A 15,637-nucleotide genomic window follows, 5' to 3' on the forward strand; every position below is an offset into this window, starting at 1 on the left:
AGTTTAGTTACCGCTTTGACAACAAGTCGCATTTACACACAAAATGCCACTTCTTAAACTTTGTCAACAGTCTGAAGCGCCCAAGGAGAATTATGGGCGCTTTTCTAAGATTTTACTAATCCTTTTATCAACCTTATGACAGGATTTAGTTTTTTCTTTTCTCCGATGTATTCAAAAAATTCTTTTTCGTTTAGTATAAGGATATGGCTGGATTCGTTTATGCAGCCGGGGCCCAGCATATTTAGAGCGAAGTCTTTTTCTTTAGGATCTTTGAAAAGCTCGTTTATTTCTACGTAGATTGTGCCATCAGGCCTTATTTGAAAGAGTTCTTTGTGATGTTTATATTTTTCCTGCCACCATCTTTTACCTCTTTCTTCATAGTCGTTAAAAGGCTTTTTGGGGAACCATTCAGGGAGGTCCATTTTGCATTCTCTGTAGTATTCTTCAAAAATTTTTCTAGCCGCGTATAGGTAATCATTTCGCAAATACAGAGGTTCTCCCTCTCGTATTAGTTCTCCCATTCTATAAGTAAAATCTTTGAAAAGGGTACTATTTATTCCTCTTCTAATTTTAGTGAGATGCTCCTGTGATTCTAAATTGTATCTTTTGTCAAACTCGCTATCTATCTGCAAATAGTAAATTCTTCTTAAGATTTGCTGGGGTACATTGAATTCGTTCATGTTAGTAGTGCAGATCATTACAGGATGCTTGCCTTTCGCATTGTTACTTACATTTTTTATGATATTTTCACCAGTTCTACCTGTAAAAAAGGAAATTGGCATTTCATCAACTAAAATTGGGGCCAGATATTCACTGCCAAAAAATCCTTCTAAAAGTTCTCTGTCTGCTACATTTCCTTTTCTTATGGTGTCGTATGAGATGAAATAGGGTGGGTAGTTTCCTAAAAGCATTCCTATTATTTCTAAGGCAGTGGTTTTTCCAGAATAAGCCCTTCCTCCGAGGACTAAGAAAATAGGCACATTGGCTCTGTAACTCTCTCCTCCATATTGTATAACTAAATCTTCTCTAATCTTCCACAAATATACAGACATAAAGGCGTAAAGTATAGCTTCCATAACTTTCCCCAGGTGTTTATCTTCTTTTGTAACGGTGAATTTTCTATAAGCTTCAACAAATTCTGTTATTAAAGAAATGTGAGTTTTGATTTCGTCTTTTTCAGCTTTTTGTGAAAATTCTGCTGTTTTATTGTCTTCTGATACAATATAGATTAGGTCATTTTTGTCCCAATATATTAACTTTTGAAGAACTTGCAATTGGTCTTCTTTTAGTGAGTTTGACACCAGAGTATCTACTACTATATTCATTTTTCTTATCTCTTGAGGGGGTTTAAGTCTATAGACTTTTCCATCTTTTTTTGTGATTGCGGCGATGATTTGGGTCTTTTGCCTTACTTCATTTGCCTGAAGTTCAGCTTGATACTGGATATTCTGAGGGGATGCCTTCCATTCTTCAAAAATTTCTTGAGAAAGAGGGACGATGTGGTAAAGGTTTCTTGCGATTTCATTGGTAACTATATTTGCTTTTTCTTCTTTATCCAATACAATTGTTTGGGCTTTTTCCTGCTTTATCTTTTTCTTTATCTCCTCTGGTACAAAGTCAAAGCTATTTGAAAAAAGCTTCTTAAACCACTCTAAATATATTTTAAAAATCTCAGGCTGGTTATCAAATATTGCTATGTTTTCATACTGTTTTTCTCCACTAAAGGCTCTTTCAGTGAGATTGGCAGATCCTATTATCACACGAGTATTGCCAGTATCAGGATTTTCTAAAAGATAAAGCTTTGTATGTATTGGCAAATTAGTATTGCAATACCTTATTTTTACTTTATCTTCCGAGACTTTGGTTTGCAACTCAGCATCAAATTCTTTGATGAAGTCAATTCTTTTATTTACATCTATTAAAAGGGAATAAACGCTGTTAAAATTTATTGCCTGTTCTGCTGAATCAATGCCGAGTATAAATTCTACTTCTTCAAATCCTTTTACAACTTTAGCAAAGAACCTGGGGGAGGAAACGTATGAAATCGCCATAAACTTTTTAAATCTATGGGAGTCAAAAATTTCCTCAATCGATAGATTTGCTTGTTCACCGTTGAGCACTATAAAAAGGGTGCTTTCCTTTCCCTTTACGGAGCCTATATCTAAAGTCATCTGTTCTGCCATTGAGATACCCCCTAACCTTTGCTTCACAGTTTATTTTATCATAATTTTGAGATAATTGCTCAATTTTTTAAAAAATATTTGGAAATTCTACAAGAAAAGAAGGATTTAGGCTTTTGTTGTAGAATTATTAAAATACAGAAGAAAAATGTCGAATATTCTAATAGAAGAGCCTACAAAGGAGAGGAGAAATTGAGATGGATAAAAAGAAAGTGGCAGCTTTTTTGCTTTCTTCATCGCTTTTGCTGGCATCAGTAAATGAGGCTTATTCAGCTACTTTACTAAAATTTGGAATGAGGTCCCCTGAAGTTAAAAAGCTTCAGGAAAATTTGAATAGACTGGGATACTTTGTAACTTCTACCCCTACAGACTATTTTGGAACGGCTACTTTAAATGCTCTTATAAAATTCCAGAAGGATTCTAATTTGGTGCCTGATGGAATATACGGACCTTCTACAGAGAAAGTTCTTTTGGAAAAACTGAACGCCTTTTCTGGGAAAAATGTAGCTAATATTCCTCAAACTTCTAATACATCTAATTCTTCAGCTACTCAAACAGTCGCACAAGCTACATTTTCAAGAACATTGAGATACGGGATGCAGGGAGAGGATGTAAAGTTTCTGCAGAGTATTTTGAGTAAGCTGGGCTTTGATGTAGGAACACCTGATGGCATATTTGGTTTTAAGACTCAAAATGCTGTAATACAATTTCAAAAGGCAAATGGATTAATAGCGGATGGAATTGTGGGGCCCGCAACTCAAAAGGCGTTATTGCAAAAAGTTAATGCTTCCGACCTTTTTAGAGGTGATGAAAAGAGGGAAAATGTTCAGCCAAGCTTGCCTTCCAGTTCCAATGAAAGTGACAAAAATGTGCCTAATATAGACGAAAATGCTATTTTCAACAAGGTATTAAAATATGGAATGATAGGAGAAGAAGTGAAGCTTTTACAGCAGTATCTGAATAAATTGGGATTTGATGCTGGTGCCCCTGACGGCATATTTGGCGAAAAAACGCGGCAGGCAGTTATAAATTTTCAGAAGTCAGTAAATATCGAAGCAGACGGAATAGTAGGACCTGTGACTTGGAAGTCACTTATTTCAAAATTGAATTTAACGCTTCCTTCCAGAGGAGATGTAAATAGAGATAATCCCCAAAATCAAAAAGAAGACCAGATACAATTTCCTACTCCTTTTACAAGGGAATTAAAGGAAGGGCTCCAGGGAGATGATGTGAAGTTATTGCAGGGAATGCTTTCAGAACTTAAATATTATGATGGAGATGTAACTGGTACATATGACGATGTCACTTCAAATGCAATAAGATCTTTCCAACAGTATTATTCTTTAAATCCCACTGGAATTGCGGATGTAGATACGTTTAAAAAACTGTTAGAAGTGGATGCGCAAGTGAAAGCGGTCAAGGGGTTTTATATTCAAGGAAAAGGCGGATATGGTCACGGTGTTGGAATGACGCAGTTTGGTGCAAAAGGAATGGCAGAACAGGGATTTAAGTATGACGAGATAATAAAGTACTACTATACTGGAGTAGATATAGATAAGGTAGATACTTCCAATATTAATGTGAAAGTAAAAATAAGCTTAGATGTTACAAGTCAGGATATAAAGGTTACGAGCAATCAGCCTTACAATGTCATATACAAAGTAAAGGATGATAGCACAGGTCAGATAATTGAAAAACAGGAGACTTTTTCGCCTGATTCTGTAACTTCTATAAATTATCTAGATGGAAATATTTTAATTGCAAATTCGCAATCTCCTGAAATAAGAACTTTGGTAGATGTGGTCAGGATTGTACCTACTAACGAGGGAGTGCTATTTTACGTTAACAAGGCAAGGCCTTATGAGGGAGAATTTAGAATATATCCAAGTCCCAACTCTATTTCTTCTGGTTTGGACTTAATAAATGTGCTTCCGATTGAAAAGTATCTGAGGGGAGTAGTGCCAGCAGAGATGGCGCCTTCTTGGCCTGAAGAAGCGTTAAAAGCTCAAATTCTTGCAGCTAGAACTTACGCTTTAGTAAGAATAAAAGATGAGAATATTTTTGACGTTTACGACACAACTCTGTCGCAAGTTTACAAGGGGGTTTCTATTGCTGATCCTAAGATTGACCAGCTGATTGAGTCTACAAAAGGGGAGGTAGTTTTATACAACGGGAAATTAGCAGATACTGTCTATAGTGCTTCTGCGGGAGGTTATACGGTAGATTCATCTTATGCCTGGAAAAAGGATGTACCTTATTTGAAAGGCAAACCCGACCCTTATGATACTTCTAAATACGCTACTTATTGGTGGAATGTGAGCATTGCTAAAAGTCAAATAGAAACTGCATATCCTCAGATTGGGGCTGTTTTAAATGTTGAGATTACTAAGAGGATATTTGACAGACCTGTGGAGATTAAGATTACGGGGACGAAAGGAATTATCACTGTGGGGAATGAGGATTTTAGAAAGGCTATTGAAGATGTGGCAGGACAAAAACTCTTTACATCAGATTATTTTGACATTGCAGTACAAAATTAATTCGAAGTCCTCCTTTAGGAGGGCTTTATACTGTAGTTTAGCCGCTTTGCAACTCCGGAGCATTAACACAAAATGCCACTTAAATAAGAAAGACTTTCTCAACAAACTGAAGCCTTCCTTTGGGAGGGCTTTTTTTGTCAAGTTGCTTTTTTACGAGAGATAGAATATATTATAATTACAAAAAAAGTTGAATTGGGTGATTGTATGATAGAACTCACACAGGAAAAAGAAAAAGCTATTTTAGTTGCTATAATTTCATCTCCTGAGGATGAAGAAACTTTAGAAGAATTGAAGGAATTGGCAGATACGGCTGGAGCCGAAGTGGTGGGAGTAATTACACAAAAAAGAAAGAGCATAAACAAAGCCCATTACATTGGTAAAGGCAAATTAGAAGAATTGAAAATGTTTGTAGAAAATATGCAGCCGGACCTTGTAATCGTAAATGATGAGCTTACGGGAACCCAAATAAAAAATCTTGAAGATGCTCTGGGAGTAAAAATCGTAGATAGGACTAATCTTATATTAGATATATTTGCTAAAAGGGCTCGCTCAAAAGAGGGAATGCTACAGGTAGAGTTAGCTCAGCTAAAATATCGTTTGCCAAGGCTTGTAGGCTTAGGAGGACAACTTTCTAGATTAGGAGGAGGAATAGGTACAAGAGGACCCGGTGAGACAAAGCTAGAGGTAGACAGGAGGCATATAAGAGAAAGAATAAAGGCTATAGAAGAAAAGCTTGAAGAGCTTGAGAAACATAGAAATTTACAGAGGCAAAGAAGGAAGAAAAATCAAATCCCTGTTGTGGCAATTGTGGGGTACACCAATGCAGGAAAATCGACCTTGTTAAATGCTTTGACAGGTGCTGATGCTTATGTGGAAGATAAATTATTTGCCACATTAGATCCAACTGCTAGAAAGCTTGTACTTCCTTCAGGCAGAGAAGCTATTTTGACCGATACAGTTGGGTTTATAAGAAAACTTCCGCATGACCTGGTAGAAGCTTTTAAATCTACTTTGGAAGAAGTGAAATATGCGGATTTGCTGCTGCATGTTATTGATATAACATCTCCTGACATGGAAGAAAAAATAAGGGTTGTAGAAAAGGTGCTTTCTGATTTGGGAGCAATTGAAACTCCGCGAATAAATGTCTATAACAAGATAGACCTTTTAGAAATTGTACCTTCTGGGAATAACAGAGATATTTACATATCTGCAAAAAATAAAATAGGGTTAGACAGGCTTTTAGAAGCTATTGAAAAGGAACTTTTCAAAGATACCGAGGTGGTAAGTTTTTTGTTCCCTTACGAAAAAACGAGAGAGTATAATTATTTAAAAGAAAGAGGGAAGGTGATTGAGGAGAATTTTGATGAAAAGGGTATATTAGTAAGAGCAGAGGTTACTTATGAGATAAAAGAAAGGTTAAGAAATTTTATTATCTCTTAATAGCATTGTATTCTGCTTTTTCTTGTGCTTTAACATTTTTTACTATTTGTACGATTTTTTTATAAGATTTTTGTGTGCCATAAGTTACAAGAGGTCTTCCCAGCACAGGAAATTTTAGTGCAATTGAGAGGAATCCTCCAATTTTCATCAACCAATTTGTAGCAGCAGTTGTGTCTACCAGCAAGAGCCCTTCGTTGGTATTAAAAAGATGGTAGTATAAGTCTTTTAAAGCTGGTTCTATGAGCTTTTTTGCATTTTTTACTCCCATGGAATATACATTATTGCCGTATTCGTCAGTTCCAATTAAGACTATATGGCCCGGATCGTTTTGTCCGTTTAATTTGTCAAAAAGAGGTATGTTTTCTATTTGTTCTTTTGATGGGGTTTTGTCTTCAGGAAGCTGACCAGTGTGGATATAAGCTGCTATGACAGAAGTATGTGTGCCTCCATAACAGTGATAGATTATGTGCATATAAAACTCTCCTTCCCTTATGTTGCAGTACTTATTGTCTGTGATTTTTGCTTTTTTTATACTGGGAAAAGAGATTTTAAATGTATAATTGTGGTGACCAGTGGAAAAATAAAAATAAAATTTAAAATTAAGCAGGAATTTAAGATTTTTTAAAGAATATTATAATAAAAGAAAATGTTTTAGGGGGCTTGAAAATGTTAATAAGAGAGTGCGCTGGAGGAGTTGTATTCAAAGGAGACAGTGTATTTATCCTCAAAAATGAAAAAGGGGAATGGGTGTTACCCAAAGGGGTTATTAGAAATAATGAACTTCCCATTGACGTGGCCATAAGGAGAGTGTGTGCTGAAACAGGTCTTAAGTCGGTTGAAGTCCTTTCTACTGCTGGTGAGACCAGCTATGAGTTCTATTCTGTAACCCGTCAGCGTCCCGTCTTTAATAAAATCACCTGGTATCTCATGACGACGAGTGAAGAAGAATTTAATATAAGCAAGGAGGACGGCTTTGTTGATGGAGGATTTTTCCCCATAGACAAGGCATTGGAGATGATTACCTACAGTCAAGATAAATCACTTGTAAACGTTTCTTACTTTAAATACAAAACTCTCACAAAAGCGCTGGCTTAAGGTTGTAAAATAGAAAGGACTTTGATTTTTAAAGCCGGCAACGGCTTTATTTTTTGGCTATAATTTGGTATAATGACAAATGGGGTGTTAGCTTGGGCAAGATTTATAAAACTCTTCTTGGATATGGAGTTGCTGAAATTGAAATAAAAAAGTCTAGATTCATAGGTCATGCAAGTCCTGTAGCCTCTGAGGAAGAGGCTATAAAATTTATTGAAAAAATACGGTCTGAACATCGGCTTGCAACTCACAACGTTTATGCTTATGTGGTAGGGGAAAATGATGAAGTACAGCGTTTTAGTGATGATGGAGAACCTTCAGGGACAGCAGGTATGCCTGTTTTGAGTGTTATAAAAAAAGAAGAAGTAAAAAATGTAGTTGTAGTTGTTACACGCTATTTTGGCGGCATACTCTTAGGAGCGGGTGGATTAATAAGAGCCTATACAAAAGCAGCTAAAATGGGAATAGATGCAGCGGGAATAGTAGAAAGGATTCCGGCTAAAGAGATTGAACTTACTTTTGATTATAATCTGCTTGGTAAAGTACAGAATGAGCTTTTAAGAAAAGATTATTTGATAAAAAATATCTCTTATACGGATAAGGTTATTATGACGTTGCCTGTTATAGAAAACAAAGTTTTAGAGTTTGAAAATTTTATTATTGATTTAACTGCCAGTCGCTGCGAGATAAGAGTAAAAGAAGATGTGTACCTTTTTAAAAAGGATGGAAAATACATTTTGTAAGGGGAGATGGAGAAGGTTAGGAGGTAGAAAAAATGGATTGGGACTATGTAGAGGACGCTATGAAAAGAAAAGTATGGGCAGTTGTAGGTGCGCTCCCTAGGGAAACAAAGTACGGTTTTCAGATCTATAAAACCCTCAAATTAAATGGGTATACTGCTTACCCCGTAAATCCTAAGTTTGAAGAAGTGGATGGAGACAAATGTTATGATTCTCTTTCTAGTTTACCTGTAGTTCCAGAGGTCGTAGATATGGTCGTTCCACCTACAAGAGGAGAAAAATACATAGAAGAGGCTGCTAAGTTAGGAGTGGAATTTATATGGTTTCAGCCGGGATCTGAAAGTGAAGAATTGATTGAAAAGGCTAAAAATCTAGGATTAAAAGTTATACACAATACTTGCGTGATGTTAGAAACTGACAAGAGAAAATAAGAGGGGATTTCTCCTCTTATTTTCATTTTCGTGGCTTTGAGAGGATTTCATATATGCCTATTGAAAATAGCAAAATTGCGAATATTTTCTTAAGAAGAATTGCTTTAGTTACAATAGCTATATTGGCACCTACTAGGCTACCTATTATTCCACCTGTGATTATGAGTGGAAGTATGGAGTATTTTATGTTTCTCTTTTTTAAGTGATATATAAGGGCAATTACAGCTGTGGGAATGAAGGAGAGTAAATTTACGCTCTGAGCTGTATGCTGTTCTACGCCCATTATTATAGTGAGAGCAGGAATAAGTATTGTGCCTCCTCCTATCCCCATTCCGCCGATAATTCCTGAAAAAAGGCCAATAAAAAATAGCTTCATTGCACCCACATCCTGAAAGCGGCGGTTATCATTATTACACCGAAGATTTTCCTCAAAAGTGGAATTGAAACTTTGTTGAGAAAATACGCTCCTATAATTCCACCAAGAGTTTCGCCTATGGCTACGTTGATTGTGAGGGGGAGGTCTATTATTTTGCTTTTAAGGTATATAAAGCTACTTATCACTGTTAAAGGGAGAATTATAGAGATCGCTGTGGCATGAGCCTTGTGGTCCTCTATGCCTAGCAAAAATACCAGAGCAGGAACTATCAATGTTCCACCTCCTGCTCCTAGAAGCCCGTTTATGAAGCCTGTTGAAATGCCTATTATAAATAGCTTTATTATATTTTTTGACATTGTATCACCTTATTATCTTTTTGATATTAGTTTTCCTCTAAAAACTTTAACTATTCGAATTTCCATTTGACAGATGTAGTTTTATCAGTTTAAAATGGGTATAGCAATGTATTTATGGAGGTCTTTAAAATGGTGGCAAACAATATTCTTGATTTGATAGGGAAAACCCCTGTGGTAAAGTTAAATAAAGTTCCTGATAAAAATAGCGCTGAAGTGTATTTAAAGCTTGAGTTTTTTAACCCTGCCGGCAGTGTTAAAGACAGAATTGCTTTTGCAATGATTGAAAGGGCAGAAAGAGAAGGGTTGTTGAAAAAAGGCAGTGTGATTGTGGAACCCACCAGCGGTAATACAGGAATAGGGCTGGCAATGGTGGGGGCTGCAAAAGGATATAAAGTTATAATAGTCATGCCTGACACCATGAGCATGGAAAGGCGGATGCTTTTGGCTGCTTACGGGGCAGAGGTGATTTTGACTCCTGGAAAACTGGGCATGGAGGGAGCTATTAGAAAAGCAGAAGAGTTAGTTAAGCAGAACAAGAACTACTTCATGCCTCAGCAGTTTGAGAATTTGGCAAATCCTCTCATTCATGAAGAGACTACTGCAAAGGAAATAATAGAGGATTTTAAGGAAGGTTTAGATGCTTTTGTAGCGGGTATAGGTACAGGAGGAACTATTACAGGAGTTGGTAGAGCCCTTAAAAAAATTTTTCCAGATATAAAGATTGTGGGGGTAGAACCTTACTCTGCCGCAGTTTTATCTGGAAGAGAACCGGGTCCCCACAAAATTCAGGGAATTGGAGCAGGCTTTATACCCAAAGTCTTGGATAGAGAAGTGCTAGATGAAGTGATACCAGTGAAAGATGAAGATGCCTTTGAAATGACTAGAATTTTGGCCAAAAAAGAAGGTGTTTTGGCAGGGATTTCTACTGGTGCTTCTTTGTGGGCAGCGCTTAATGTAGCTAAGAAATTAGGAAAAGGGAAGAAAGTCCTTGCAATAGCGGCAGACAGCGGAGAGAGGTATTTAAGTACGCAGATTTTCAGAGAATATTAAGGAGGGATGTTTATGGCTGGACATTCCAAATGGGCTAATATAAAGCACAAAAAAGAAAAAATGGACGCTAAAAAAGGGAGAATCTTTACTAAACTTACAAAAGATATTATAAAGGCGGCAAAAGAAGGAGGGGGAGACCCCGAGACTAACAGTAAACTGAAATTAGCAATTGAAAGGGCAAAAGCTTTTAATTTGCCCAGTGAAAATATTCAAAGGGCTATTAAAAAGGGTACTGGTGAATTAGGAGGAGCAAAGCTTGAAGAGGTAATTTACGAAGGATATGGCCCGGCAGGTACAGCTATAATTGTTGAGGCTTTAACCGACAACAAGAACCGCACAGCAGGTGAAATAAGGCATATTTTTGACAGAAATGGCGGCACTCTAGGGGCTGCTGGATCTGTCACATGGATGTTTGACAAAGTAGGGGTTATAGTGGTAGAAAAAACCGATTCTATAAATGAAGAGGACTTGATGATGGTGGCGATAGAAGCCGGAGCGGAGGATTTTTCGGCAGAAGAGGGAGAATTTGAGATTATAACTGACCCTTCTAATTTCCAGGAAGTAAGGGAAGCTATAGAAAAAGCAGGATATAAAATTTCTGAGGCAGAAATTACAATGCTTCCTAAAAACACCATTAAGCTAAGTCCTGAAGACTATGAGAAATTCGAGAAATTGATTGACAAACTTGAGGACAATGACGATGTTCAGAATGTTTACCACAATGTAGAATTAGAAGATGAGGAGGAATAAAAAGAAAGAGATAGACAGCTAAATATGCTCTATCTCTTTCTTTTCTTTTTCTGTAAGTATTTTATGTAAGTCAAGGTTAATAATCAACCTACCGTTTAGGTTGATGATAGAAGTTATGTACTCTCTTCCAATCCCTTTTATTATGTCTGGCGCTTCTTGTATTGTGGAATCTTCAACTCTTAAAACTTCTGTCACTGAGTCTACTATGAACCCTACAGGCCTTTCTGTGACATTTACCACAATTATTCTGTTGTTTTCATTTTTTTCTGATGTGGGCAGATTAAATCTTTTCTTTAGGTCTATTATTGGGATTACTGTGCCCCTCAAGTTAGTTATTCCTTCTACAAAGGAAGGCGCATCTGGCACTTTGATGATGGTTTGAAGCCTTATGATTTCTACCACCTGATTGATGTCTACACAAAAGTCCTCGTTGTTTAATTTAAATACTACAATCTGTTTTGGCATTTACATCTCCTCCTTCTAAAGATATTATTCGATATTTTTTGACAAAATCCTGCAAGAAGAATAAATTTTTTAAAATTGGTTATAATTACATAAAACAGGAGGAGATGTTATGAAAAAGATAATTTCCTATAAGATGGTTGCTATATATATTTTTGCAGTATTTTTGGGAGCGATGACGGGATACTTCATAAGCGTTAAACAAAATGAGATGGAAAGAGAAGCAAAAAATGCAAAGTACGAAAAGCCATTTCCCATTCAACAACAAGCTCTTGCTGAAAAAACAGATTTCCATAAAAAGTTAATTTTTGAGACAAAATACCTCGAGAACGGCGAGGTTGTGCGAGAAGAACAAAAGCTTACCCCTTCCCTTTATGGCAAATCGAGGGAGGAACTCCAGAAGATATACTCTGGCTGGAAGGTGATAAAATTTGAGGATGAAGAGATAGTTTTATACAGGGAAAAAGAAGGGTTACCTGCAGATTATTACATTATTTCTGTGGTTGACGGCTATGTGGTTTTGCTCAAAAGCGATGGGAACGGGCACAAAGAAGTTATAGAAAAGACTGACATTCCTCTTGAAAGTTTGACGCCTTTTGATAGGGAAAGAGTAATTAAAAATATAATTACAAAAGATAAAGATGAAGCTTACCAGATACTAGCAAATTTAAGCTCTTAAAAGAGTCTAAGTCCCTGTTTTTGAAGTTAAGAAACAGGGACTTAATTTTGTCTTTGAAAGCCGAATATTGCCTTGATATCAAGGGAAGAAGATATTATAATGAGATAAAAGGCAATTTAAAAATGATATTTTTATTTCACAATAGGAGGTACTGAAGCTTATGGAATTTCTAACGCCTGGAGAAAGAGTCAAAAAAATAAGGAAAATGCTTAAAATGAAGCAAAGAGAGCTGCAGGCTGAAAATATCACAAGAGGTTTTATAAGCATGATTGAAGGCAATCGAACTACTATGAGCAGAGAAACTGCTTCTATCATCGCAGAAAAATTTAATAAAAAAGCTCAAGAACTTGGCATTGACTTAAACATAGATGGTGACTATCTTTTAATGACCCCTGCAGAAGAGGCGGAGTATTACTGTATTCAGAAATTAAGTCGGATTAATACTATAGAAAATTTGGAGGAACTAAAAGAAATATTTGAAATTGCAGATGAATACAAGTTAAAAAGAGTGACTGCTTTAGCTTACATAAAAATAGGAGATGTGATGTATAAAAATCAACATTTTCAGGAGGCTTTTATCAATTACCACAGGGCCCTGGATATATTATTACTCAACAACATAAAGGAACAACTGCCCTACGTCTACAACATGTTGGGAGCTTGTAAAGTAGCCTTATTAGAGTATTCTGAAGCGATAATGTATTTTCAAAGGGCTTTAGAATGTGCAGAAGAGGTGAATGATATTGAAATAAAAATCAAAGCAAGTTATAACAACGCCTTGTGTTACAGATGTATTGGCAAACCAGCGCTTTCAATTGATTATATTGAGAAATGTTTATCTGTACTAGATAAAGAAAAAGATTTTGAACACTATGTATATGCAAAATCAATAGAAGCAAACTCCTATAGAGACATGAAAGAATATGATAAGGCTTTAGAAATATTTAAAGGACTAGTCGAAGAAATAAAAGATGATGATAGTCTTTTATTGGGGTTTCTTTATACAAATATTGGAGAAGTTTATATAGGAAAAAATGATTTTGAAAAATCACTGGAATATTTCAATAAAGCTGAAAGGATCAGGCGCAAAGAAGATAAAAATCTACTGTCCCATACTCTTATTGAAAAGGCAAATCTTTATATAAAAATGGGTCTATATAAGGAAGCGCTTTCTTCATTGGAAGAAGGGCTTGAAATATCTTACAGGAACAAAGATGTGGAATATATAGTAAAAGGCAGTTATCTTCTGTCGGAGGTATATAAGGAATTAGGGAATAAACAGGCTATCATAGAAACATATAAAAAGCTGGCAAACATTCTCCAAAATATGGGTAATAAAAAAGAAGCTTTAAAGGTTTATATAGAACTGGCATTGCTTTATATTGAGGATAACGATGTGAGTAATGCTAAATACTTTTTAGAAAAAGCCAGAGAAGTAGCCAAATAAAAAGCAATAAAAAAATAAAAAATATATTGCATTTCTATTTTTTTATGTTATAATAAGAGCAAAAAGAGTAAAATATTAAGAGGAGTAACAGAATGAGGGAACTTAAGATGATACTCACATCACTGATACTCCTTATGTATATGGGGCTTTTATTGTAATTCCAAAAAAACCTATTTAAACAAGAGGAAAAGTATATAGAAAAGTTGTTCAAATCAAATGAATATGTAAATTTCAAAGGGAAGATATTTCTAATAATAGACAGAGGAACTTTTTCTGCAGCCACAAGATTTGCCATGTTCTGCAAAGAAACTGGTTTTGCTACATTGATAGGGAGAAGTACTTCAGGAGATGGTTCACTTACCTCATATATGAGGCTTCCCAACAGTGGATTGATTGTGAGATTTGAAGCCGGCACAGTTTTAAACCGAGACGGGGGTTCATTTTTTATAGAAGGTGTAAAACCGGACATAGAATTAGACGTTCCAGATACAAATGCTGGCTATCCAGAAGTAAGAGCAGAAATATTGAAGCAAAAGACAGTTGAAGTGATTAAGTCTTTAGAAAAAGGCAAGTTCTAAAAGGGGTGGAGGTTTATGATTATAAAAGTATTGATAAACTGTTAAAAGATTTAAATGTAAAAAGGGTGGAAGGTTTGGTGTAAGAAGACGCCAATATAAGTATAAATGGCTTTTACATTTGGGTTGTAGCTGAAATTGTAACTTACAGTTACAAAATTGAAATTTTTTACTGGCGATATATGAAAAAATGAGAAAAATGGAGGAAAGTGTGGATAAGTTCACCAAAATGAAATATCAGAAGAGTTTATGGACATTTTTGCTATTTTACTGGGAGAGATAAGAATGTTAGGATAAAATTGAAAAAGTTGTGGCTTTTATTGATGATATTTACTTTTTTGTTTGGGATACTGACATATATGGCGCAATTTCAGCTTGTGTGAAAAACGAATTGTCTTAATCTAAAGGGGAAAGTTTAATTTTATATTGCAACTTTATTCCATGGAGGTTATATAAATGGAGACGATAAAGAAATACATCTTAAAGTACAAGTTTTTAATTCTGGTAAACGCTATACTTATAATTTTCGTGTCAGCTCTTAAAGCTCTGCAGGCGATACTTTTTAAAATAATTGTTGACACATCCGTTGGAAATTTAAATTACAGCATTTCTACGTTAATATGGTATTCAGTAGGGTTTTTAATAGCGGTATTTACAGCTGAAACCCTGTCAAAGGCGGCTTCAGCAGCTTTTAATAAAAAAGTATTGATAGACTACAAACAATCCATCATAGAAAGTTTCATAAATTCTAGAAGAAGAAAAATTACAAGCTCAGAATTGATATCTTTACTCAGCAACGATGTGAGAATGATAGAGAATAACTATTTAACAAGCCTCATTAATATTATAGAAGACGTTTTACTATTTATCGTGTCTTTATATCTAATACTTCGAATAAACATTTATCTCACTATAGTCATTTTCATTTTTGGCTGGGTTCCAGTGATTGTGCCTCAGCTTTTCACAAAAATAAACCAGGAACTAAAGGGGCAGTACCTTAAAAAACTTGAGAGGTTTACCAATAGGATAAAAGAGATGTCTCAGGGATTTGAAGTAATAAAAGCTTTTAACATAGAAAATAAAATCCTCAATATGGCATCAAAAGATAACAAAGATGCAGAAATGGCGGGGTATAAATCCGATGCATTTCAAGGATTTCAGGGGGCTTTGTCTATCGTGTCAGGATTTGCAATGTTTTTTGTGAATATTCTCGTAGCCACATATTTGGTTTTAAGAGGCTACATAACAGTAGGTTCTATGATTGCCGCTGTACAGCTTATGAACTACATAGTAAATCCTTTAATTTCTGCATCTGTATATGCTACAAAGATAAAATCTGTTGAAAAAATAGCAGATAAAATCCAAAAAGAAGTAATAGACGTAAGCAAAGAGGAAGTCTCACAGGGAGATAAACCTTTTGAATTTAAAAATTCCATAGAAATCAAGAACCTAACCTTTTCCTACGATGGGAAGAGGAATGCTTTGTCAAACATAAATATAAAACTTGATAAAGGCAAAA

16 protein-coding genes are annotated in these 15,637 nt (G+C 35.6%); 11 read left to right on the forward strand and 5 right to left on the reverse strand.

The genetic code is table 11. The features are described 5' to 3' along the window. Positions 1 to 104 precede the first annotated feature (104 nt). Positions 105 to 2,183 carry a phospholipase D-like domain-containing protein gene (locus ACPLVE_RS09695; RefSeq protein WP_424611355.1) on the reverse strand — a complete coding sequence of 693 codons (2,079 nt, stop codon included), beginning with the start codon at positions 2,181 to 2,183 and terminating at the stop codon, positions 105 to 107. A gap of 194 nt (positions 2,184 to 2,377) precedes the next feature. On the opposite strand from ACPLVE_RS09695, the gene ACPLVE_RS09700 reads away from it, so the two are divergent. Both ACPLVE_RS09700 and hflX read left to right on the forward strand, forming a co-directional pair. Beyond that, a complete protein-coding gene (locus tag ACPLVE_RS09700) occupies positions 2,378 to 4,720 on the forward strand; it encodes a peptidoglycan-binding protein (RefSeq protein ID WP_424611356.1) in 2,343 nt (780 codons plus the stop codon). Between the two features lie 204 nt (positions 4,721 to 4,924). Then, the gene (gene hflX / locus ACPLVE_RS09705) at positions 4,925 to 6,160 is read left to right on the forward strand and encodes a GTPase HflX (protein ID WP_424611357.1); all 1,236 of its coding nucleotides are present in this window, start codon (positions 4,925 to 4,927) and stop codon (positions 6,158 to 6,160) included. Here hflX and ACPLVE_RS09710 read toward each other — a convergent pair. After that, on the reverse strand, positions 6,150 to 6,632 hold the full coding sequence (locus ACPLVE_RS09710; protein ID WP_424611358.1) for a DUF3189 family protein: 483 nt from the start codon (positions 6,630 to 6,632) through the stop codon (positions 6,150 to 6,152). The two genes, hflX and ACPLVE_RS09710, sit on opposite strands and share 11 nt — an antisense overlap. Positions 6,633 to 6,826: 194 nt before the next feature. Between ACPLVE_RS09710 and ACPLVE_RS09715 the strand changes: the two genes are divergently transcribed. From ACPLVE_RS09715 to ACPLVE_RS09725, 3 genes are all read left to right on the forward strand, one after another. After that, positions 6,827 to 7,255, forward strand: coding sequence for an NUDIX hydrolase (locus tag ACPLVE_RS09715; protein ID WP_022587764.1), 429 nt, complete (start codon positions 6,827 to 6,829; stop codon positions 7,253 to 7,255). A 92-nt stretch (positions 7,256 to 7,347) separates the two neighbouring features. Next, the gene (locus tag ACPLVE_RS09720) at positions 7,348 to 7,995 is read left to right on the forward strand and encodes a YigZ family protein (protein WP_424611367.1); all 648 of its coding nucleotides are present in this window, start codon (positions 7,348 to 7,350) and stop codon (positions 7,993 to 7,995) included. A 32-nt stretch (positions 7,996 to 8,027) separates the two neighbouring features. Next, complete coding sequence (locus ACPLVE_RS09725; protein ID WP_424611359.1) at positions 8,028 to 8,423, forward strand: CoA-binding protein; 396 nt, start codon at positions 8,028 to 8,030, stop codon at positions 8,421 to 8,423. 22 nt (positions 8,424 to 8,445) lie between these two features. On the opposite strand, the gene ACPLVE_RS09730 is transcribed toward ACPLVE_RS09725, so the two are convergent. Beyond that, entirely contained in the window at positions 8,446 to 8,799 is a 354-nt protein-coding gene (locus ACPLVE_RS09730) for a TSUP family transporter (protein ID WP_424611360.1), read from the reverse strand. Next, positions 8,796 to 9,155, reverse strand: coding sequence for a TSUP family transporter (locus ACPLVE_RS09735; protein WP_424611361.1), 360 nt, complete (start codon positions 9,153 to 9,155; stop codon positions 8,796 to 8,798). The genes ACPLVE_RS09730 and ACPLVE_RS09735 overlap by 4 nt, the downstream gene beginning before the upstream one ends. 129 nt (positions 9,156 to 9,284) lie before the next feature. Here ACPLVE_RS09735 and cysK point away from each other — a divergent pair, with 129 nt between their 5' ends. Further along, positions 9,285 to 10,205: a cysteine synthase A gene (gene cysK / locus ACPLVE_RS09740; RefSeq protein WP_424611362.1), complete on the forward strand. Its 921-nt coding sequence runs from the start codon at positions 9,285 to 9,287 to the stop codon at positions 10,203 to 10,205. Positions 10,206 to 10,217: 12 nt separating this feature from the next. Beyond that, entirely contained in the window at positions 10,218 to 10,955 is a 738-nt protein-coding gene (locus ACPLVE_RS09745) for a YebC/PmpR family DNA-binding transcriptional regulator (RefSeq protein WP_424611363.1), read from the forward strand. Between the two features lie 18 nt (positions 10,956 to 10,973). Here the strand turns inward: ACPLVE_RS09745 and ACPLVE_RS09750 are convergent, their stop codons facing one another. Continuing rightward, entirely contained in the window at positions 10,974 to 11,420 is a 447-nt protein-coding gene (locus tag ACPLVE_RS09750; protein WP_132038890.1) for a chemotaxis protein CheW, read from the reverse strand. Positions 11,421 to 11,529: 109 nt separating this feature from the next. On the opposite strand from ACPLVE_RS09750, the gene ACPLVE_RS09755 reads away from it, so the two are divergent. The 4 genes from ACPLVE_RS09755 to ACPLVE_RS09770 all read left to right on the forward strand — a co-directional run. Next, positions 11,530 to 12,096, forward strand: coding sequence for a hypothetical protein (locus tag ACPLVE_RS09755; protein WP_424611364.1), 567 nt, complete (start codon positions 11,530 to 11,532; stop codon positions 12,094 to 12,096). Between the two features lie 160 nt (positions 12,097 to 12,256). Beyond that, entirely contained in the window at positions 12,257 to 13,543 is a 1,287-nt protein-coding gene (locus ACPLVE_RS09760; protein WP_424611365.1) for a tetratricopeptide repeat protein, read from the forward strand. 194 nt (positions 13,544 to 13,737) lie between these two features. Further along, positions 13,738 to 14,121, forward strand: coding sequence for a S41 family peptidase (locus ACPLVE_RS09765; RefSeq protein ID WP_424611368.1), 384 nt, complete (start codon positions 13,738 to 13,740; stop codon positions 14,119 to 14,121). 453 nt (positions 14,122 to 14,574) lie between these two features. Then, positions 14,575 to 15,637: ABC transporter transmembrane domain-containing protein (locus tag ACPLVE_RS09770; protein WP_424611366.1), on the forward strand; the 1,063-nt coding region annotated here is incomplete at its 3' end.

This window comes from Caldanaerobacter sp., from assembly GCF_049701115.1.
GTDB lineage: Bacteria > Bacillota > Thermoanaerobacteria > Thermoanaerobacterales > Thermoanaerobacteraceae > Thermoanaerobacter.